The following is an 18308-nucleotide window of genomic DNA, read 5'->3' on the forward strand; positions in this document are numbered from 1 at the left end:
TATGGCAGGCAATTCGCGGCGCCGAGGCGCCATCCGTAAGCAGGGCACCAAGAAGGGCCAGGTGGTCGGCTCGGGTGGCCAGCGGCGCAAGGGGCTCGAAGGCAAGGGCCCGACGCCGAAGGCCGAGCAGCGGCCGGGGCATCCCGCGCAGCGCAGGGCGGCCGCCGCTGCCGCGCGCAACGAGAAGAAGCGCACCGCCGCCAAGAAGGCCGCCGAGGGTCCGGAGGTCATCGCGGGTCGCAACCCGGTCGTGGAGGCGCTGCGGGCGGAGGTGCCGGGCACGGCCCTGTACGTCGCGCTGAACATCGACGCCGACGACCGGGTGAAGGAGGCCGTGCGGATGGCCGCCGACCGGGGCATCTCGATCCTGGAGGTGCCGCGCGACGAGCTGGACCGCAAGACGGGCAACGCGGTGCACCAGGGGCTGGGACTGCAGGTTCCGCCGTTCGAGTACACCCATCCGGATGATCTGCTCGAGATCGCGCGCAACGCGGGTGACGCGCCGCTGCTCGTGGCGCTGGACGGCGTGACCGACCCGCGCAACCTCGGCGCGGTGATCCGTTCGGCGGCCGCGTTCGGCGCCAACGGCGTGCTGCTGCCCAGCAGGCGCAGCGCCGGGATGACGGCGGTCGCCTGGCGCACCAGCGCGGGCGCGGCGGCGAAGCTTCCGGTCGCGATGGCCACCAACCTCACGCGGCAGCTGCGCGCGTGGGCGGACGACGGCCTGATGATCGCCGGGCTCGACGCCGACGCCCCGATGACCGTCGACTCGCTCGACATGGCCACCGATCCGCTGGTCGTGGTGGTCGGCTCCGAGGGCCGCGGGCTCTCGCGCCTGGTGCGGGAGACGTGCGACGTGACGGTGTCGATCCCGATGGCCCCCGGCGTGGAGTCGCTCAACGCCTCCGTGGCCGCGGCGGTCCTGCTGGCCGAGGTCGCCCGGCGCCGCCGTACCACCGGCCGCGTCTGACCGCACCCCGCTCCTCCCGCCCGCGCGGGAGCAGGGGAGGTTTACTCCCACAAAACGAGAGTAAAGGTCCCTCGCTCCCGCTTTTGCGGGGTGAACGGCTCCGTTCGTGTCGTCTGGACCGGGTGAATGGCGAAGGCCACTCGGGTTCGGTATCGGCTCCGTCGCGTAGCGCGCTCGGCTAGGGTCACGATGCTGACCGTGACCAGGGGGCCCACCGGATGTCGTTCGTCTCGCCGCTGTTCCTGTGGTACTTCATGCCCGCGGTGCTGCTCGCGGTGCTGGTGTGCCCCCGCAGCTGGCGCAACGGCATCGTCGCCGTCGGCAGCCTGATCTTCTACGCCACCGGCGCCGGGGCGTTCACGCTGCTGCTGCTCGCGTGCATGGTCGTCAACTTCGCGGCCGGGCCGGGGCTGGAACCCGACGAGTGGGGCCTGCGGCCCGCCCCGCGCCGCCGCTGGCTGCTCATCGGCGTCATCGCGTTCGACCTCTCGATCCTGCTGGTGTGGAAGTACGCGGGGTTCGCGACCGAGCAGATCGCCTGGTTCGCGCAGCTGTTCGGCGGCGACTTCCCCATCGCCGAGCTGGCGCTGCCCATCGGCATCTCGTTCTTCACGTTCCACCACATCTCGTACGTGGTCGACATCTACCGGGGCGAGCGGCACGCGCTGCGCAACCCGGTGTCGTTCGCGACCTACATCTCGATGTTCCCGCAGCTGGCGGCCGGCCCGATCGTGCGTTACCGGGAGATCGCCGACCAGCTGCCCCAGCACCGTTCCCACCGCCTGGACGACATCGCCGCCGGATTCCCCCGGTTCGCGCTCGGCCTGTGCAAGAAGGCCGTCATCGCCGACTCGCTGGCGCCCATGGTGGACGCGTGCTTCGCGACGCCTGCCGACGAGATGACGTTCGCGATCGCGTGGCTGGGCGCCATCGGCTACACGCTGCAGCTGTACTTCGACTTCTCCGGCTACTCCGACATGGCCATCGGCCTGGGCCGCATGCTGGGGTTCCGGCTGCCGGAGAACTTCGCGCGGCCGTACTCGTCGGTGACGATCACGGAGTTCTGGCGGCGCTGGCACATGTCGCTGTCGCGCTGGTTCCGTGACTACGTCTACATCCCGCTCGGCGGCAACCGAGCCGGCGCCCGCAAGACGTACCGCAACCTGTCCATCGTCTTCGTGCTCACGGGGTTCTGGCACGGCGCCGCCTGGACGTTCGTCGTGTGGGGCGTCTACCACGGCGCGCTGCTCATCATCGAGCGCGCCACAGGCTGGGACCGCACGCCGGACGAGCTCCGCGCCCGCATCGCGCGGCGGGCGCTCACGCTGGTGCTGGCCGTGTTCGGCTGGGTGTTCTTCCGCTCCCCCGACCTCGGCCACGCATTCACGATGCTCGGCCACATGCTGCTCCCCGACTTCGACGGGCTGACCGACGTGGTGGAGGCCGCGCTCACCAACCAACGGCTGGTGATCCTGCTGGCGGCGCTGGCGATCTTCGTCCTGCCCGCCCATCCGGTGACGGGTCCCCTGCTGGAGTCGGCGCGGAGCAGGCCTGCCGCCGTGCTGCGGGTCGGCATCATGACGGTGGGCCTCGCCTACGCCGCGATCCTCGTGGCGACCGGAACCTTCAGCCCGTTTTTGTACTACCAGTTCTAGCGACCAGGTGGCCCGGCCTACGGAGCGACCAGTCCTGTTTGGTAGGCGATGACGACCAGCTGCGCGCGGTCGCGGGCACCGAGCTTGACCATGGCATGGCTGACGTGGGTGCGGGCGGTGGCGGGGCTGAGGACGAGTTCGGCGCCGATCTCGTCGTTGCTCATGCCCTGACCGACCAGCGCCAGCACCTCCCGTTCCCGGTCGGTGAGCACGGCGAGCCGCTGCTCGGCGGCCTTGTCGGCCGTTCGGCGAGTGGTGAACTGGGCGATGAGGCGGCGGGTGATGCGTGGCGCGAGCAGGGCGTCTCCGGCGGCGATGACGCGGATGCCGTGCAAAAGCTCGGCCGGGCCCGCGTCCTTGAGCAGGAACCCGCTGGCGCCGGCCTGCAGGCCCTCGAACACGTAGGCGTCGGTGTCGTAAGTGGTGAGAATGAGGGTGCGGACCTGATGCAGGCCCTTCGTGGCGGCGATCTCTCTGGTCGCCTGGATGCCGTCCATCACCGGCATGCGGATGTCCATGAGCACGACGTCGGGGCGCGTGGCCCGGGCCTGTTCCACGGCTTCGGCGCCGTTGGTGGCCTCGCCGACCACCGTGATGTCGTCCTCGACGTCGAGCAGGAGCCGGAAGCCGGAACGCACCAGCCGCTCGTCGTCGACGAGCAGGACCTTGATGGGAGCGGCGCCGCTCGACGCGCCTGTCGTGGTGCTCATGCGTTCGCCGTTCCGCTGGGGGCCAGGGGCAGTCGGGCGGTGACCGCGAACCCTCCGCCCGGGAGCGGGCCCGCGTCGAGGTCTCCGCCCAGGAGTCGGCACCGTTCACGCATTCCCAGTATCCCGCGTCCGGGCCTGTCCCGGCCTGCGAGCCCGGGCGCTGCTTCGTCGTCTCCCGGCCCTCCTCGTCGGCCCTCGTCTCGCACGCGGACCTCCACGCTGTCGGCGCCGTAGTCCAGCGCCACCGTGACCCGGGTCGGGCCGACGTGGCGAATCACGTTGGTGATCGACTCCTGCAGGATCCGGTACACGGCACTGCTGATCGCACTGGGCACCGACGGCGGCGGCGAACCGGCCTCCAGGTCGAGGTCGAGCCCGGCTTCGCGCGCCGTGGCGGTCAGCTCGTCGATCTGCCCAAGGCCGGGGTGCGGGACGCGGCCCTCGTTGTCGTCACGCAGCACGCCGAGGATGGTCCGCATCTCCCGCAACGCCTGGGAGCTGGTCTGCTCGATGGCTTCCAAGGTCTCGCGGGCAGGGTCCGGCCGCTTGTCGAGCACGTGGGCGGTGACGCCGGACTGGACGTTGATGACGGCGATGGCGTGCGCGACGGTGTCGTGGACCTCCCGCGCGATCCTGAGCCGCTCCTCGTCGACCCTCGCGCGGGCTTCCTCGTCACGGGTTCGTTCAGCCAGCTCGGCGCGCTCGAGCGCTTCGGCCGCGATGAACCTCCGCGAACGGACACTCTCGCCGAGGGTGGCGCTCATGACCGAAGCGCCGATCCGGAAGAACACCCAGCCGATGGCGGCTGGTGGTTCGATGTCGGCGGCGGCGATCAGCCAGCACGTGGCCAGTGCAGCGATTCCTGCCCCGGCCGCCGCCAGCGAGCGGCGTCCGTCGCCGAGGGCGGTGAGGGTGTAGATGGCGACGAACAGCCCGAGCCATCCGGGTCCGTCCGGGAAGTCGAGGACGTAGTACACCACGCTCGCCAGCGCGGTGACGCCGAACACCGCGACCGGCCAGCGGCGGCGCACAGCCACGACCGCGCCGCTGACGACCAGCAGGACGTATCCCAGGTAGCCGAGGTCGGCGAGGGGACGCAGCACCAGTTCGGGTTCCCCGCTGTTACGCACGACCGTGCCCTGCACCTGCATCACGGTGACGAACGCCGCCAGCAGCACGTCCTGCGCCCAGGCAGGCAGGCGGAGCAACGGGATGCGGTGCTGCATCTGGTGATCCTAGAGCTCTCCGCGCGGACCCGGCTCCCACCAGAGGCGCGGCCGCCTACGTCGGCGAGCGCGGTTGCGTACCGGCCTGCTACGCCGAGCTTCGTACCCCGTTCCCGCCCGCCGGCGGAGGACAGGCGGGGCACCCGGCGCGACGATGACCTGCGTTCAGTGGCTACCCGTCCTCCGACGAAAGGACCGACCATGCTCGTCCTGCACACGCTCGCCGCACCGGCGGCCACGCCGTTTTCCGTTGCCGCCGGTTACGAACTCGGTGTCGGGCGAACCGTGCCCACCGCGGCCGCCGTCCTGGGGCTCATTGGCGTGATCGTCGGCGGCCTGGCGGTGGCTCGTTCTCGCCGCACCGGCACCGGGCGAGCCGGGGTCATCGTGGCCACCGCTCTTGGACTGCTCAGCGTGGTCGTCGGCGGACTGCATGGCGCCAACGCCGCCGGCGGCTACGGCACCGGCAACGGTCTCGCCGGCGCCGTCGCCGCCGTGGCGCTAGGGCTGCTCGGCATGGCCCTCGGTGGGCTGGCGCTGAGTCGTTCCCGCCGCACCAGCCGAAGTGTGCACTGAAGCGCCTGGGGATGCGTTGCGTCCGGCGCCGGCGCGCAGGCCGAGCAGCACCAGCACGACACGAAGCAGTCCCACCGGCGGGCCGAAGGGCAGCGCGAAGCCGATCCAGAAGGCCAGCTCGAACGGCACCACGGCGAACGACAGCACGACCCCGGATCGTCGCCCCGCCCACAGCAGACCGCCCGTGACGACCTCGGCAACGCACACCACGACGAACGCCGCGAGCAACGGGATGGAGGTGGGCAGCCCGATCGCCTCGAACGGCCCGTGGCCGTACGTCGGCAGTCCCAGCAGTGTCCACACGGCACCATCGCGAGCGAAATGCCAGATGGCCACGACACCGGGCACGCCGAAGCCGAGCCCGAGCACCCACGCGAGCAACGCCGCCGCCTTGTACATGGCCGCACCTCCTTCCGGCGGCAGGACCCACCGCCGGACGTGCGTCGATGGTGCACCGCCGCGGCCGGTGCGCGCCTGAGGCGAAAGACCCGCGATGCCGGGTCCGCACGACGGACCTGAACGCAGAACTCGCGGGCCCGAGCGCAGAACTCGCGGGCCTGAGCGCAGGACTCGCGGGCCTGAGCGCAGGACTCGCGGGCCTGAGCGCAGGACTCGCGGGTCAGCCCAGGCCCACCGCCGCGACCATGAGCGGGATCAGCAGCATGATCAGCACCGCGCCCGCCACGTCGAACACCGAGCCCGAACGGATCATCTTCGTGATCGGCACCGCGCCGGAGCCGTAGACGATCGCGTTCTGTGGCGTCGACACCGGCAGCATGAAGCCGAACGAGGCCGCGAAGGTCGCCGCCAGCGCCGGGACGAACGGATCGATGCCCGCCGACGCCGCGATCGGGATCACGATCGGCACCACCACGGCCGCCGACGCCGTGTTGGACGTCGTCTCCGACACCACGATCGCCAGCAGCACCGCGAACACGATGAGCGCCACGGTGCTCGTCAGCCCGAACGCGTTCGCCAGCCCGTTGCCGACCCGCTGTGCCAGCTCGGTGTCCGACAGCAGGGAACCGAAGATGATGCCGGTGCCGAACAGCAGGATCGTGCCCCAGTCGATCCTCGCCGCCTCCGACCACGTGAGGGTGAACCGCCGCTCCCGCCAGTTGGTCGGCAACGCGAACAGCAGCGCCGCACCGATGACGGCGACGATGCCCTCGTCGAGCCGGTCGCTGACCGCCTCGTAGGCGGCCGAGTCGTTGCCCGCCACCAGTGCCACGATGCCGGGCACGATCCACAGGGTCACGGTGACGCCGAACGCGATGAGGGTGTTCCACTCCGCCCGCGACAGCTTGCCCAGCTTCGCGCGCTCCGCCGCCACGTACTCCTCCACGCCCGTGAGCCGCTTGATCTCGGGCCGGTTGAGCAGGATCAGCGCCGCGACCAGCACCACGAACATCAGCGCACAGATCGGCAGCGCCGTCACCGTCCACTGCAGGAACGAGATCTCCTCGCCCGTCGCCTCCGCGATCAGCTCCCTGCCGATGAGGTTGGGCGGCGAGCCGATGGGCGTGAGCAGACCGCCGACACTGGCGCCGTAGGCGAGCACGAGCATCAGCGCGATGCCGATCCGCAGCCGCAGCGGATCGAAGTCCTTCCCCTCCGGCGTCTGGGCGCGCACCAGCTCGGCGATCACCGACAGCAGCCCGACCGCGGTGGGCAGCAGCATCGCGACCGTCGCCGTGTTGGAGATGAACGCCGACAGCACGCAGGTCACGAAGCCCAGCGCGACGATCACCCGCCACGTGCTGCGCCCCACGCCGGGCGCGGCGAGTATGCGGAACGCGAAGCGCCGCGCCAGCCCGTGCCGCAACATGGCCTGGGCGAGGATGAACGCGCCGATGAACACGAACACCGTCGACGAGCCGAACGGCGCCAGCACGTCGTCGACAGGCAGCACGCCCAGCACCACGATCGCGGAGACGCCGATGAGCCCACCGATCGGGATGGGCACCGGTTCGCACACCCACAGCACCACCACACCGAGCAGCACGGCGGCGAGCTTCTGCTGCGCGGGATCGAGCGCGGTCGGCACGAACAGGAAGACGATCGTCACCAGGGGCGCGAGCACGAAGCCGACCGTGCGCCGCGCTCGCTCGAACCGTTCCTCCGCAGGCGACAGCTTCTGTTCCGCCAGCCCACGATAGGTACTTCCGGACAGTAACGCCTGCGTGACGCTCTGCGTGCGCCCGCCTTCGTTCTCGTCGGTGGCTGCCATGGCGGCACTGTAGCTGGTCAGTGATCCACATCACTAGAGCCAAGCGGGGGCCGTGGCCCTGGATCGATGCCTCAGCTCGCGGTCGACGGCATCCGCGCGAGCTGGTCCGGGTGGAACGCGTCCCGCTGCGGCGGGGGCAGCCACGTGTCCGGACGGGTGCTCTTGTACCGGCCCAGCTCGACGAGGCTCAGCGGGGCACCGAAGTCGATGCCGTAGGCGGCGGTGCCGGTGACCCTGTCGAGCCGCAGCCCCTCCGGCTCGACACCGATGCCGACGGCGACCACGTAGGTCTCCTCCAGCGCGTCCGTGAAACCCGCCCACGCCCCGGCGAAGCGCCACACCCTGGCCCCCACGCGGGTGCCGTCGACGTCCCAGCCGACCCTGGCCCAGTCGCGATGCAGCTTCGCCTGGCGCTCGGCATGCTCCACCAGCGCGGGAATGAGCCCGTCCGGCCGCGGCACGGAACTGTCCGGAAGGGTCAGGTTGACCAGCCCGAACGCACCGCTGAACGCCACCTCGGCGAGCGGGTCGCCCCCGCCGGGACACATCGCGTCGGCGTACCGGCGGCGAGGCAGGCTCCCGACGCGCACACCGTGCTCCGAGTCGCGTTCACGATGGCCGAGCCACAACGCCCACGGCGCCTCTCCGGGCAGTCCCTCGAAGAAATCGACCCAGCGAGCGCCCTGGAACTGCGGTCCGACCCCGTGAACGGGAAAGTCGACGGGCAGCGATCTCTGTTCGACAGCGTCCGAGTTCACCCGGAAATAGTGCACGCTGAGCGCCGAATCGGCAGCTCGGCGTTACCAAGCTGCCGTTTACCCCGCGTTACGCCGCTCTCACCCGCGATCCGCAAAGGACGAAGGGCCGTTACTTCTGACCGTAGCCGCGCAGCTTGTCCACCACGTGCTCGATCTCGGGCCTCGGCAACAGCCTCGGCTCGCCGGCCGCGCGCGCGGCGAGCCACACCTGGCACAGCCATTCCAGCTGGCTCGCCCGGTGGTACGCGTCGTGCAGCGTCGCGCCGTAGGTGACCGTGCCGTGGTTGCCCAGCAGGCAGCCCCGCCTGCCCTCCAGCGCGGAGAGCATCGACGCCGCCAGCTCCCCGGTGCCGTAGGTGGCGTAGGGCGCGACCCGCACCGAGGGCCCGATCAGTGCCACCAGATAGTGGATCGGCGGCACCTCGGCGGCCACAGTGGACACCGCCGTGGCGTGCACCGAATGGGTGTGCACCACGGCCCCGATCTCGTGTCCGTCCGGGTCCTCGGCCTTGCCGTACACGGCGAGGTGCATGGGCAGCTCGCTCGTCGGCCGCAGCGATCCATCCACTGTGGAACCGGCAAGGTCGACGACCGGGATGTCGCCGGGAGTCAGTGTGTCGTAGTCGACCCCGGTCGGGGTGACGGCGACCAGCTCACCCGCGCGTGCGGACACGTTGCCCGACGTGCCCACCACGAGACCGTCGGCCACCATGCGCCGGGCGTAGTCGCAGACGGCCTCGCGTTCCTCGGCAAGCAGCATTCACAACGTCCAGTGATCTCGGGCCGCGTTCAGCGACGTCTGGTACTCGGCATAGCCACGCTCGTAGTGCTCCACATTGGCGGGCACGACCTCGACGGTACGCGAGTTGCCCGCCCACAGGTCCACGTCGAACGGCTCGCCCAGCGCCTCTCCCGCGACGAGCACGGCGCCGCGGGCACCCACGCCCGGATCGCCGGGAATGACGATCGGGCGGCCGAGCACGTCGGCGAAGATCTGCGTCCACTCGGGCGAGCGCACGCCGCCGCCACACGCGTAGAGCGTGCCGGACAGCCCTGCGGCCTCGAAGCAGTGCCGCGCCGCGAAGGCGATCGACTCGCACAGCGCGCGCACCACGTCCGCACGCGAGCTCTCCAGGCTGAGCCCGCTGAACTGCGCACGGGCGGCGGCGTCCACGAACGGCGCCCGCTCCCCGGACGAGGACAGGAACGGCAGCGCCCGCACGCCGTTCGCGCCGGGCGCGCTCGCCGCGAGCAGCGGCCCGATGTCGGTCACCTCGATGCCGAGCAGCCTGCACGCCCAGTCGAGGCCCGCCGTGCCCACCATCGCGGGCATGGCCCGCAGGTAGTCGGCCTCGTTCGGGGTGCACAGGAACATCCCGGCAGGCTCGCCCTCGGGGTCGAACGTCGGGTCGCGCGTGAGCACCTGGCAGGCGAGCGTGGTGCCCGCGGTGAGGATGCCGTCGCCCGGCTCGCGGACCCCCGCACCGATCGCGCACGCGGGCAGGTCGAACGGCCCCGCCGTGACGGGCAGGCCCTCCGGAAGGCCCAGCAGCGCGGCGCCGGCGGCTCCCAGCCGGAACACCGTCTTCGGTGGCGCGGGCTCGGCGAGCAGCCCCCGGCGGTGGGTGAGCCCGCACGCGGCGATGGCCTGCTCGTCGTAGCGCCGGGTCACCGGGTCGACGAACGGCAGCGAGGCATCGGAGATGTCCACGGTGATCTCGCCGGTGAGCCGTTGCACGACGGCGTCCACGCAGTAGCCCGCCACGGCGGCCCGGTCGAGCACGTCCGGCTCGTGAGTGTCCAGGTAGGACAGGATGGCGGCGGCACAGCCGGGGAACATTCCGGATCCGGTGCGGCGGAACACCTCCCGCGTGACGCCGCTGGCCTGCCACTCGGTGAGCAGCGCGTTGGCCCTGCCGTCCAGCCAGGAGATGGCGGGCCGCACCGGGTAGCCCGCCTCGTCGCGCAGCCACACGCCGTCGCCCTGCCCGGTGAGCGCCAGCGCCTCGACGGGGCCGTCGAGCTGCGCGGCGACGTCCCTGACCACGGTGGCGACGGTGCCGAGCACCTGCTCGAAGTCCTGCTCGACGGCACCTTTCGGCAGGTGGTGCACCTTCGACGGCGTGCACGCCTGCGCGATCGAGGCGCCCGCCTCGTCGAACACCACGGCCTTCGTCAGCGACGTGCCGATGTCGACACCGATGATCCCGCGCATGGCTACCGCCCGAGCACGTCGGGGTTGGCCACGTTGGCCAGCGCCTCGCCGCGCACGTACCGGCCGACCTCGGCGGCGACGATCGCGGCCGCGCGGTCGGCTGTCTGCCTGCTGGCCCCTGCCAGGTGCGGGGTCGCGATCACGTTGGGCGCGTCGCGCAGCGGCCAGTCCGGCGGCGGCGGCTCCACGTCGTAGACGTCGAGCGCGAGCGCGCCGAGCCTGCCGGAGCGCAGCGCCTCCGCGAGCGGCGCGTAGTCGAGCAGCCCGCCGCGCGCGGAGTTGACCAGCACGGCCCCCTCGGGCAGCAGCGCGAGCTTGTCCGCGTCGATGAGGTGCCGGGTCTCCTCGGTGAGCCGGGCGTGCAGGCTCACCGCGAAGCTGCGGCGCAGCAGGTCGTCGAGGCCGGTGAGCTCGGCGCCGTCGGCCGCCACCTTCGCCGGGTCGGCGTAGGGGTCGGCCACCAGCACGTGCGCGCCGAACGCGGCCAGCACCCTCGCCACCCGCGAGCCGATCGCGCCGTGGCCGACCAGGCCGACCGTGGTGCCCTCCAGCTCGATGCCCGCGTTGGCGTAGGCGTAGTAGTCACCGCGCCAGGTACCCGCCAGCAGCTCCGCCGACGACGTCGCGATGCGGCGCAGGGCCGCCAGCAACAGGCCGATGGCGAACTCGGCGGCCGCGGCGGCGTTGCGGCCGGGCGCGTAGGTGACGGCGACCCCGGCCTCGGTGGCCGCCGTGAGGTCCACATTGACCGGTCCGCCCCGGCACACCGAGACGAGCCTCAGCCCGGGCGCGGCGGCGAAGACCTTCTTGGTGAACGGTGCCATCTGCGTGACGGCGACCTCGGCGCCGCCCAGCGCCTCGATGACCTCATCCTCGGTGCCGCTGGCCTCGTTGACGCCGCCGACCGGGCCGAACGGCACCACCGGCCAGGGCAGCGACAGCTCACCGAACTCCGGTTCGGTGCCCAGTTCCGCGCGCACGGCCGCCTTCAGCAGGTCCGTACCGACGAATTCGTCTCCCGCAGCGAGTATCCGCACTGGTGGTTCCTCTCTGAACCGGATGTGTTTAGAGGGTTTCTCCGACGGCCGTGACGAGCAAGGCGAACGACGTCGCCCCGGGATCGGCGTGCCCCCTGCTCCGCTCGGCCAGCCGGGCCGCCCTGCCCCTCGTGGGCAGCAGGTCGGCGGTGGCCTCGGCCGCCTTGGCCGCACGCTCGGCGGCCACCCGCCAGGCCTGCGCCACGCTCGCCGCGGCTCGCGCCTGCTCGCGCAGCGCCTGCCGGAACGGCTCGATCGCGTCGAGCATCGTCTTGTCCCCCGGCTCGGCCCTGCCCAGCTCCGTGAACGCCCGCACGGCCGCGTCGACGGCGTCGGCCAGCGTCGCCGTGTCCGGGCAGGTCCCACGCAGGCCCGCGCCCGTCTCGGCGAGCAGCACACCGTACAACGCACCGGACGCGCCACCCGCCGCGTCGGCGAACGCGGTGCCCGCGGCAAGCAGGGCGCCGGAGAGATCGTCCGGCGGCACCTGCCTGGCCGCGGCCACCGCGGCGCGCATCCCCCTCGTCATGCCGAGCCCGTGGTCACCGTCGGCCGCGACGGCATCGAGCCTGCCCAGCTCCCCCTCGTGGTGCTCCAGGCTCCTCAGCGCCGCCGTCAGCGCCCGGTCGACGACGCCTTCGCCCGCCTCGCCGTCGACGGTGGCGAGCGCCGCGTCGGTCGTGACGTGCGGCTCGACGGCATCGAGCACGGCGCCGCCACTGCGAAACGCCGGCGTGTCGCACGGCGCGGCGTACAGCTCGGCGAGTTCGTCGTCCAGCTCAAGCAGCGTCAGCGACACACCCGCCATGTCCAGTGAGGTGACGAACTCGCCGACCTCGGCGTGCACCGGATTCAGCCCCTCGGCCGCCAGCCGCTGGTGGATGCGGGCGTAGGTGGCGAACATGTCCTCGTACTTGGTGCGGCCGAGGCCGTTGAGCACGGCGACGACCCTGCGGTCGGTGCCGGGAAGCTCGGGCAGCAACCCGTCGACGAGGACGTCAGCCAGTTCGGTCGCCGACAGCCGCGGGACCGTGCGCACGCCCGGCTCGCCGTGGATGCCGAGCCCCACCTCCATCTGCGACTCGGCGACGGTGAACAGCGGCTCGCGGGCCCCGGGCAGCGTGCAGCCGTCGAAGGCGACGCCGAACGTGCGGGTCCGGGCGTTGGCCAGCTCCGCGGCCGCCTGTACCGCGGCGAGGTCGTCGCCCCGCTCGGCCGCCGCGCCCGCGACCTTGAACACCAGCAGGTCCCCGGCCACGCCCCTGCGGCCCTCCGGTGCCTCGGGCGGCCCGCTCGCGATGTCGTCGGTGACGAGCACGGTCCTGCTGTCGATGCCCTCGGCGGCCAGCCTGCGCGCGGCGAGCCCGAAGTGCAGCACGTCGCCCTGGTAGTTGCCGTAGGCGAACAGCACACCGGCGCCGCCGTCGGCGGCCCGCGCGGTGCGGTAGACCTGCTCGGCGCTGGGACTGGTGAAGACGTCGCCGACCACCGCACCCGCGGCCAGGCCGGGGCCGACGAGCCCGGCGAAGGCCGGGTAGTGCCCGCAGCCGCCGCCGATGACGACCGCGACCTTGCCCGGGCGCGGCACGTGCCTGCCGACCACGCCGTAGGCGCCGGGCACCTTGCGCACCGTGCGGCCGTAGGCGCCGACGAAGCCGTCGAGCCAGTCGCGCTTGAACGTCTCGGCCGGCGTGAGCGTGGTGGTCATGACGTCCCCTTCGAAGTCACGGGTTCACCTGCCAGATAGGCCAGCAGCGTGCGGCGGGCCTCGTCGTTGGTGCCCGCCACGGCGCTGGCCAGCTCCAGCGCGTCCGGCTTGGGCGGGTACGTGCGGTTGGGCAGCGCCACCACGGTGAGCCCGGCGGCCGCGGCGGCCCGGATGCCGTTGCTGGAGTCCTCCACGGCGAGGCAGTCACTGCCCGCGTGCCCGAGCCGGGCGGCGGCCTCCAGGTAGACGTCCGGGCTGGGCTTGCCCCTGGGCACCTCGGCGCTGGACACCGTGGCCGAGAACTCGGCGGTGAGGCCGTAGGTGGCAAGCACGGCGTCGATCACCCTGCGGGTGGCCGACGAGGCGAGCGCGACGGGCACCCGCGCGCTGACCTCGGTGACCATGTCGGCCGCTCCGGGCAGCAGCGGGGCCTTGCCCGCCTCGACGGCCTCGATCATGCCGTCGACCACCGCCCGCTCGACCTCCTCGACGCTCTCGGAGGTGCCGCTGTGCCGCGCGAGGTAGGCCGCCCACTCGGGGGCGCTCATGCCCTGCACCGTCGCCGTGTCCCCGGGAGTCCACTGGACGCCGTGCCGGGCGGCGTAGGCGACCCAGTTCTCCTCCCAGAGGTGTTCGCTGTCCACGAGGACGCCGTCGAGGTCGAAGACGACCGCGGCGAGTGTCATCTGATCCAGCCCCCTTCACATCGTTCGTGTTAAATTAACACCACGGCCGCGACTTGTCACGGCCCCGATGTGAAGGAGAGCGAGATGAGCGTGCGCCTGCTGCTCGCCCGGCACGGCGAGACCGAATGGCATGCCGAGAACCGCTACGCGGGCACGAGCGACGTCGCGCTGACCGCGCGCGGGGCCGCGCAGGCCGACGCGCTCGCCCAGCACGTGCGAACGCTCGCCGAGCCGCCCGCGGCGCTGTACTGCTCGCCGCAGCCGAGGGCCCTGCGCACCGCCGAGCCCTCGGCGAAGGCGCTCGGGCTGGTGCCGTCGGTGGCCGGCGACCTGCGTGAGGTGCACTTCGGCATCGCGGAGGGCCGCACGCTCGCGGAGGTCCGTGCCGACGACCCTGCGGCGGCCGAGGCGTTCGCCGCCGACCCGGTGGCCGGGGCGTTCCCGGGTGCCGAGCCGCCGGGTGAGGCCGCCGAGCGGGGCGCCGCCGCGCTGCGCGCCATCGCGGAGACCGAGGCGGGGCCGGTCCTGGTCGTCGCGCACAACACGCTGCTGCGGCTGACCCTGTGCCTGCTGCTGGGCATCCCGCTGCGCGAGTACCGCGTGGTGCTGCCCCGGCTGGAGAACTGCGCGCTCACCGAGATCCGCGTCGACGGCACGCGGACGAGCCTGCTGAGGCTCAATCTGCCCACGGGGTGACAGCACGCGACCGCAGAGCCGCCGACCCGTGGCGACTACTCGACGCGCCCGGCGAAGCCCCACGCGCGTGGCGGCGGGGCGCCTCCCGCCGCGGACAGCCACCGACGAGAACATGTCCGAGCCCCGGCGACACGGACGTGTTGCGCGTTCTCTGTCGGATGCTGAGATCCTTGTTCACATGAGCAGTGAGACACCGGCGGGCGGCAGTGCGCGATCCCGCACCATGCGGCAGCAGCGCATCACCGACTACGTGATCGATCACGGCTCGGCGCAGGTGACCGAACTGGTGGAGCTCACCGGTGTCAGCCACATGACCGTGCACCGCGACATCGACGAACTGGTGCGCCGCGGCCTGCTGCGCAAGTTCCGGGGCGGCGTCTCCGCCCAGCCGTCGACGGTGTTCGAGAGCAACGCGGAGTACCGGCTCAACGCCCACGTCGAGGCCAAGAACGCCATCGCGAAACGGGCGAAGGAGCTGGTGGAGCCGGGCATGTCGGTGATGCTCGACGACTCGACGAGCGCGCTGGCCGTCGCGCAGCTGCTGCGCGAGGTCTCGCCGCTGACGGTCGCCACCAACTACCTGCGCACCATCGACGCGCTCAAGGACAACGAGGAGATCCGCCTCATCTGCATCGGCGGCGACTACTCGCGCACCCACGACTCGTTCCTCGGCATGCCGTGCCTCGAAGCCATCGAACGGATCAGCGTGGACATCGCGTTCGTGTCCACCTCGGCGATGACCTCGGAGATGACCTACCACCAGGAACCGGAGATCGTGCTGGTCAAGCGGGCCATGCTCGCCAGCGCGCAGACCAGGGTGCTGCTCATGGACTCCAGCAAGATGCCGCGCTCGGCACTGCACCGGCTCGCGCCCGTCTCCGGCTACGACCGCCTCATCGTCGACTCGGACGCGCCCGCGCAGCTCGTCGAGGAGGTCCGCAGCCGCATCGAGGTCGAGGTCGCGCCGAAATAACACCGGACCAATCTCGGCTAACACCTTGCGCGTTAATTTAACACAAGTCATGATGCCTCGGGTACAAGGACGGAGGCATCATGGTTTCAACGACGACACCACCATCGGACGGGGCGCAGAGCGGTTTCGCCAGGCTGCTCAACCGCTGGGGGCTGCCCGCGCCGCTGTTCCTGGGCTACGTCGGCCTGCTGCTGTTCATGATCGGCGACGGCGTCGAGTCCGGCTTCATCGCGCCGTTCATGGCCGGGCACGGGGCCGGCGACGACATCCGGGCGTCGTACGTCATCACCGTGTACGGCGTCGCGGTGATGCTGGCGTCGTGGCTGTCCGGCGCGCTCTCCGAACTGTGGGGCCCGCGCAGGGTGATGCTGGTCGGTCTCACGATCTGGCTCGTCTTCGACGTGCTGTTCCTCGCCGTGGCCGTCACGGGCGAGAACTACACGCTCATGCTCGTGACCTACGGCATCCGCGGCTTCGGCTACCCGATGTTCGCCTTCGGCTTCCTGGTCTGGATCACCGCGGTCGCGCCGGTGGCCAGGCTCGGCGCCGCCGTCGGCTGGTTCTACTTCGCCTTCACCGGCGGCCTGCCCACGCTCGGCTCCCTGGTCGCGAGCTTCACCAACCCGGTCCTGGGCCACTACGGCACGCTGTGGCTGTCCGTGGGCATCCTCGGCCTCGGCGGCCTCGTCTGCCTGCTCGGCGTCCGCGAGCGCACCGGCTTCCACCGGCTCGCGCCGCCCGACGTCAAGCCCGTGCAGAGCCTGGTGAACAGCGCGTCGATCGCGTGGAAGAAGCCCAGGGTGGGCATCGGCATGATCGTGCGCGTCATCAACACCGCGCCGGAGTTCGGCATGCTGGTGTTCTTTCCGACCGTGTTCATCACCCAGATCGGCTTCGGCGAGAGCAAATGGCTGCTGCTGGTGTCGGTCATCTACGGCACCAACATCTTCTTCAACCTCATCTTCGGCGTGCTCAGTGACAGGATCGGCTGGCGGACCACGATCTTCTGGTTCGGCGCCATCGGCTGCGCCATCTCGATCCTGCTGCTGTACTTCGTGCCGCTCACCCTCGGCGCGGACTACTACTGGGTCGCGCTCGTCGTCGGCGCGCTCTACGGCGCGACGCTGGCCGGGTTCGTGCCGATCTCGGCACTGCTGCCCTCGCTGGCACCGGAGAACAAGGGCGGCGCCATGGCGCTGCTCAACCTCGGCGCGGGCGCGGCCGCCTTCGCGGGCCCGGCGATCGTGAGCCTGTTCCTCGGCCCGCTCGGCGCGGGCGGCGTGGTGATCGTGTTCGCGGCCCTGTACGTGGTGGCCGCCGTGCTCACGCGGTTCCTCACCCTGCCCGAAGCGACCAGGAAGGCCGCCGAGCAGGACGCCAGCCTGCAGCAGGTGGCCGGGCAGGTGCCCGCCTCGTGAGCGTCACCGTGGGCATCGACGTCGCCACCGCGGGGGTCCGCGCGCTCGCGGTGGGCGACGACGGTGCCGTCCTGGGCTCCGCCTCCGCCGCCCTGCCCCCTCCCGCGCGGCCGGGCGGTGCGGGCGAGGGCCGCAGCGAGCAGGACGCGACGGCCTGGTGGCCCGCCGTCGTCTCCGCGCTCTCCGAGCTCACCTCCGCGCTGCCCGGCCGCGGCGCGGAGGTGACCGCCGTCGCGGTCGCCGCCACGTCGGGAACGATCGTGGCGGTCGGCCGCGACGGCGAGCCACTCGGACCCGCGCTCATGTACGACGACCGGCGCGCCGCGCCGTACAACGCCAAGGCACGCGAGTTCGGCGCCGAACGCTGGGCGAGCCTCGGCCGCACGGTCTCGCCGACCGACGCGCTCGGCCGCATCGCCTGGATCCGCGACCACATGCCGGGCGCAGCGGGCATCCGGCACACCGCCGACCTGGTGTGCGCGCGGCTGACCGGCGACGAGGTGGCCACCGACTCCTCGCACGCGCTCAAGAGCGGCTACGACGCGCTCGCGGGGCAGTGGCCGCACGAGGTGTTCGGGGCGTTCGGGGTGCCAGCGGAGTGGCTGCCCCGCGTGGTCCGGCCGACGACGGTCCTCGGCGAGGTGCGAGCCCCGGTCGCGGGGCTGCGGCCCGGGTGCCTGGTGGTGGCGGGCATGACCGACGGCTGCGCGGGCCAGCTGGCATGCGGCGCGGCGACGCCGGGGGCGTTCGCGGGCATCCTCGGCACCACCTACGTGCTCAAGGGCGTCACCGAGCACCTGGTGCGGGACCCGGCTGGCACGCTGTACTGCCATCGGCATCCGGACGGCTGGTGGCTACCGGGCGGAGCCTCCAACACCGGCGGCGAGGCCGTGGCAGGCACGCCGCGGCTCGCGGAGCTGGACGAGGCCGCGGACCGGCACGGCCCGGCCGGCGTGGTGGCCTACCCGCTGTGCAGGCAGGGCGAGCGCTTCCCCTTCGCGGCGAAGGACGCGCGCGGGTTCGTCGAGCCCGCCGCCCGCGACGAGGTGGAGCTGCACCGGGCCAGGCTGGAGGGGGTGGCCTTCGTGGAACGGCTCGCGCTGGACCACCTGCGACGGCTGGGCGTCCCGGTCACCGGGCCCCTGCTCGCGGCGGGCGGGGGCAGCCGGAGCCCGCTGTGGAACCGCATCCGGGCCACGGTGACCGGGCTGGAACTGCGCGTCTCCGCGCACGCCGAGACGGGCTACGGTGCCGCGCTGCTGGCCGCCGCGGCCACGGCGCCGGGCGGGCTCGGCGAGGTGTGCGGGCGCGCCGGGAATCCTGGTGCGCTCGTGGAGCCGGAACCGGCGGAGTCGGACGCGCTGACGGCGTCCTACCACCGGTTCTGTGCCCGGCTCCACGAGCGCGGCTGGATCGACGACGAGCTGTACGCCGTCGCCTGTCGCTGAGC

17 protein-coding genes are annotated in these 18308 nt (G+C 72.1%); 7 read left to right on the top strand and 10 right to left on the bottom strand.

Annotated features, from left to right (window positions below):
- Position 1 precedes the first annotated feature (1 nt).
- Positions 2 to 970 (top strand): 23S rRNA (guanosine(2251)-2'-O)-methyltransferase RlmB, encoded by a 969-nt coding sequence (rlmB, locus tag BAY60_RS02300; protein WP_112279157.1) that lies wholly within the window; start codon positions 2 to 4, stop codon positions 968 to 970.
- Between the two features lie 218 nt (positions 971 to 1188).
- On the top strand, positions 1189 to 2625 hold the full coding sequence (locus tag BAY60_RS02305; protein WP_112279158.1) for an MBOAT family O-acyltransferase: 1437 nt from the start codon (positions 1189 to 1191) through the stop codon (positions 2623 to 2625).
- Between the two features lie 17 nt (positions 2626 to 2642).
- Here BAY60_RS02305 and BAY60_RS02310 read toward each other — a convergent pair whose 3' ends face one another.
- Together BAY60_RS02310 and BAY60_RS02315 are read right to left on the bottom strand one after the other, a co-directional pair.
- Positions 2643 to 3335, bottom strand: a complete 693-nt coding sequence (locus BAY60_RS02310; protein ID WP_112279159.1) for a response regulator transcription factor — start codon at positions 3333 to 3335, stop codon at positions 2643 to 2645.
- Positions 3332 to 4561: a sensor histidine kinase gene (locus BAY60_RS02315; protein WP_112279160.1), complete on the bottom strand. Its 1230-nt coding sequence runs from the start codon at positions 4559 to 4561 to the stop codon at positions 3332 to 3334. Before BAY60_RS02315 ends, BAY60_RS02310 begins: the two co-directional genes overlap by 4 nt.
- 201 nt (positions 4562 to 4762) lie before the next feature.
- On the opposite strand from BAY60_RS02315, the gene BAY60_RS02320 reads away from it, so the two are divergent.
- Complete coding sequence (locus BAY60_RS02320) at positions 4763 to 5137, top strand: DUF6223 family protein (RefSeq protein WP_112279161.1); 375 nt, start codon at positions 4763 to 4765, stop codon at positions 5135 to 5137.
- Here the strand turns inward: BAY60_RS02320 and BAY60_RS02325 are convergent.
- From BAY60_RS02325 to BAY60_RS02360, 8 genes are all read right to left on the bottom strand, one after another.
- A complete protein-coding gene (locus tag BAY60_RS02325) occupies positions 5063 to 5536 on the bottom strand; it encodes a hypothetical protein (RefSeq protein WP_112279162.1) in 474 nt (157 codons plus the stop codon). The genes BAY60_RS02320 and BAY60_RS02325 overlap by 75 nt on opposite strands.
- 220 nt (positions 5537 to 5756) lie before the next feature.
- Positions 5757 to 7367, bottom strand: a complete 1611-nt coding sequence (locus tag BAY60_RS02330) for an SLC13 family permease (protein WP_112279163.1) — start codon at positions 7365 to 7367, stop codon at positions 5757 to 5759.
- Positions 7368 to 7438: 71 nt separating this feature from the next.
- Positions 7439 to 8125: a hypothetical protein gene (locus BAY60_RS02335; RefSeq protein ID WP_112280659.1), complete on the bottom strand. Its 687-nt coding sequence runs from the start codon at positions 8123 to 8125 to the stop codon at positions 7439 to 7441.
- A gap of 109 nt (positions 8126 to 8234) precedes the next feature.
- Positions 8235 to 8885, bottom strand: coding sequence for a class II aldolase/adducin family protein (locus BAY60_RS02340; protein WP_112279164.1), 651 nt, complete (start codon positions 8883 to 8885; stop codon positions 8235 to 8237).
- Entirely contained in the window at positions 8886 to 10340 is a 1455-nt protein-coding gene (locus BAY60_RS02345; protein ID WP_112279165.1) for an FGGY-family carbohydrate kinase, read from the bottom strand.
- Between the two features lie 2 nt (positions 10341 to 10342).
- Positions 10343 to 11377, bottom strand: coding sequence for a 2-hydroxyacid dehydrogenase (locus BAY60_RS02350; protein WP_112279166.1), 1035 nt, complete (start codon positions 11375 to 11377; stop codon positions 10343 to 10345).
- A gap of 28 nt (positions 11378 to 11405) precedes the next feature.
- Positions 11406 to 13085 carry a dihydroxyacetone kinase family protein gene (locus BAY60_RS02355; protein ID WP_112279167.1) on the bottom strand — a complete coding sequence of 560 codons (1680 nt, stop codon included), beginning with the start codon at positions 13083 to 13085 and terminating at the stop codon, positions 11406 to 11408.
- Positions 13082 to 13771, bottom strand: a complete 690-nt coding sequence (locus BAY60_RS02360; protein WP_112279168.1) for an HAD family hydrolase — start codon at positions 13769 to 13771, stop codon at positions 13082 to 13084. The genes BAY60_RS02355 and BAY60_RS02360 overlap by 4 nt, the downstream gene beginning before the upstream one ends.
- A gap of 84 nt (positions 13772 to 13855) precedes the next feature.
- On the opposite strand from BAY60_RS02360, the gene BAY60_RS02365 reads away from it, so the two are divergent.
- From BAY60_RS02365 to BAY60_RS02380, 4 genes are all read left to right on the top strand, one after another.
- On the top strand, positions 13856 to 14467 hold the full coding sequence (locus tag BAY60_RS02365; RefSeq protein ID WP_112279169.1) for a histidine phosphatase family protein: 612 nt from the start codon (positions 13856 to 13858) through the stop codon (positions 14465 to 14467).
- 178 nt (positions 14468 to 14645) lie between these two features.
- Entirely contained in the window at positions 14646 to 15440 is a 795-nt protein-coding gene (locus BAY60_RS02370; RefSeq protein ID WP_112279170.1) for a DeoR/GlpR family DNA-binding transcription regulator, read from the top strand.
- An 80-nt stretch (positions 15441 to 15520) separates the two neighbouring features.
- A complete protein-coding gene (locus BAY60_RS02375; RefSeq protein ID WP_112279171.1) occupies positions 15521 to 16858 on the top strand; it encodes an MFS transporter in 1338 nt (445 codons plus the stop codon).
- On the top strand, positions 16855 to 18306 hold the full coding sequence (locus BAY60_RS02380) for an FGGY-family carbohydrate kinase (RefSeq protein ID WP_112279172.1): 1452 nt from the start codon (positions 16855 to 16857) through the stop codon (positions 18304 to 18306). Before BAY60_RS02375 ends, BAY60_RS02380 begins: the two co-directional genes overlap by 4 nt.
- The last annotated feature ends 2 nt before the right edge of the window (positions 18307 to 18308 follow it).

This window comes from Prauserella muralis (assembly GCF_003202285.1).
Lineage (GTDB): Bacteria > Actinomycetota > Actinomycetes > Mycobacteriales > Pseudonocardiaceae > Prauserella_B > Prauserella_B muralis.

Bases quoted from the DNA above. Each gene is read 5' to 3' on its own strand.
- BAY60_RS02305 (WP_112279158.1), top strand. From the start codon at position 1,189: ATGTCGTTCGTCTCGCCGCTGTTCCTGTGGTACTTCATGCCCGCGGTG.
- BAY60_RS02310 (WP_112279159.1), bottom strand. From the start codon at position 3,335: ATGAGCACCACGACAGGCGCGTCGAGCGGCGCCGCTCCCATCAAGGTC.
- BAY60_RS02355 (WP_112279167.1), bottom strand. From the start codon at position 13,085: ATGACCACCACGCTCACGCCGGCCGAGACGTTCAAGCGCGACTGGCTC.
- BAY60_RS02340 (WP_112279164.1), bottom strand. From the start codon at position 8,885: ATGCTGCTTGCCGAGGAACGCGAGGCCGTCTGCGACTACGCCCGGCGC.
- BAY60_RS02320 (WP_112279161.1), top strand. From the start codon at position 4,763: ATGCTCGTCCTGCACACGCTCGCCGCACCGGCGGCCACGCCGTTTTCC.
- BAY60_RS02315 (WP_112279160.1), bottom strand. From the start codon at position 4,561: ATGCAGCACCGCATCCCGTTGCTCCGCCTGCCTGCCTGGGCGCAGGAC.
- BAY60_RS02360 (WP_112279168.1), bottom strand. From the start codon at position 13,771: ATGACACTCGCCGCGGTCGTCTTCGACCTCGACGGCGTCCTCGTGGAC.
- BAY60_RS02365 (WP_112279169.1), top strand. From the start codon at position 13,856: ATGAGCGTGCGCCTGCTGCTCGCCCGGCACGGCGAGACCGAATGGCAT.
- BAY60_RS02330 (WP_112279163.1), bottom strand. From the start codon at position 7,367: ATGGCAGCCACCGACGAGAACGAAGGCGGGCGCACGCAGAGCGTCACG.
- rlmB (WP_112279157.1), top strand. From the start codon at position 2: ATGGCAGGCAATTCGCGGCGCCGAGGCGCCATCCGTAAGCAGGGCACC.
- BAY60_RS02375 (WP_112279171.1), top strand. From the start codon at position 15,521: ATGGTTTCAACGACGACACCACCATCGGACGGGGCGCAGAGCGGTTTC.
- BAY60_RS02370 (WP_112279170.1), top strand. From the start codon at position 14,646: ATGAGCAGTGAGACACCGGCGGGCGGCAGTGCGCGATCCCGCACCATG.
- BAY60_RS02325 (WP_112279162.1), bottom strand. From the start codon at position 5,536: ATGTACAAGGCGGCGGCGTTGCTCGCGTGGGTGCTCGGGCTCGGCTTC.
- BAY60_RS02345 (WP_112279165.1), bottom strand. From the start codon at position 10,340: ATGCGCGGGATCATCGGTGTCGACATCGGCACGTCGCTGACGAAGGCC.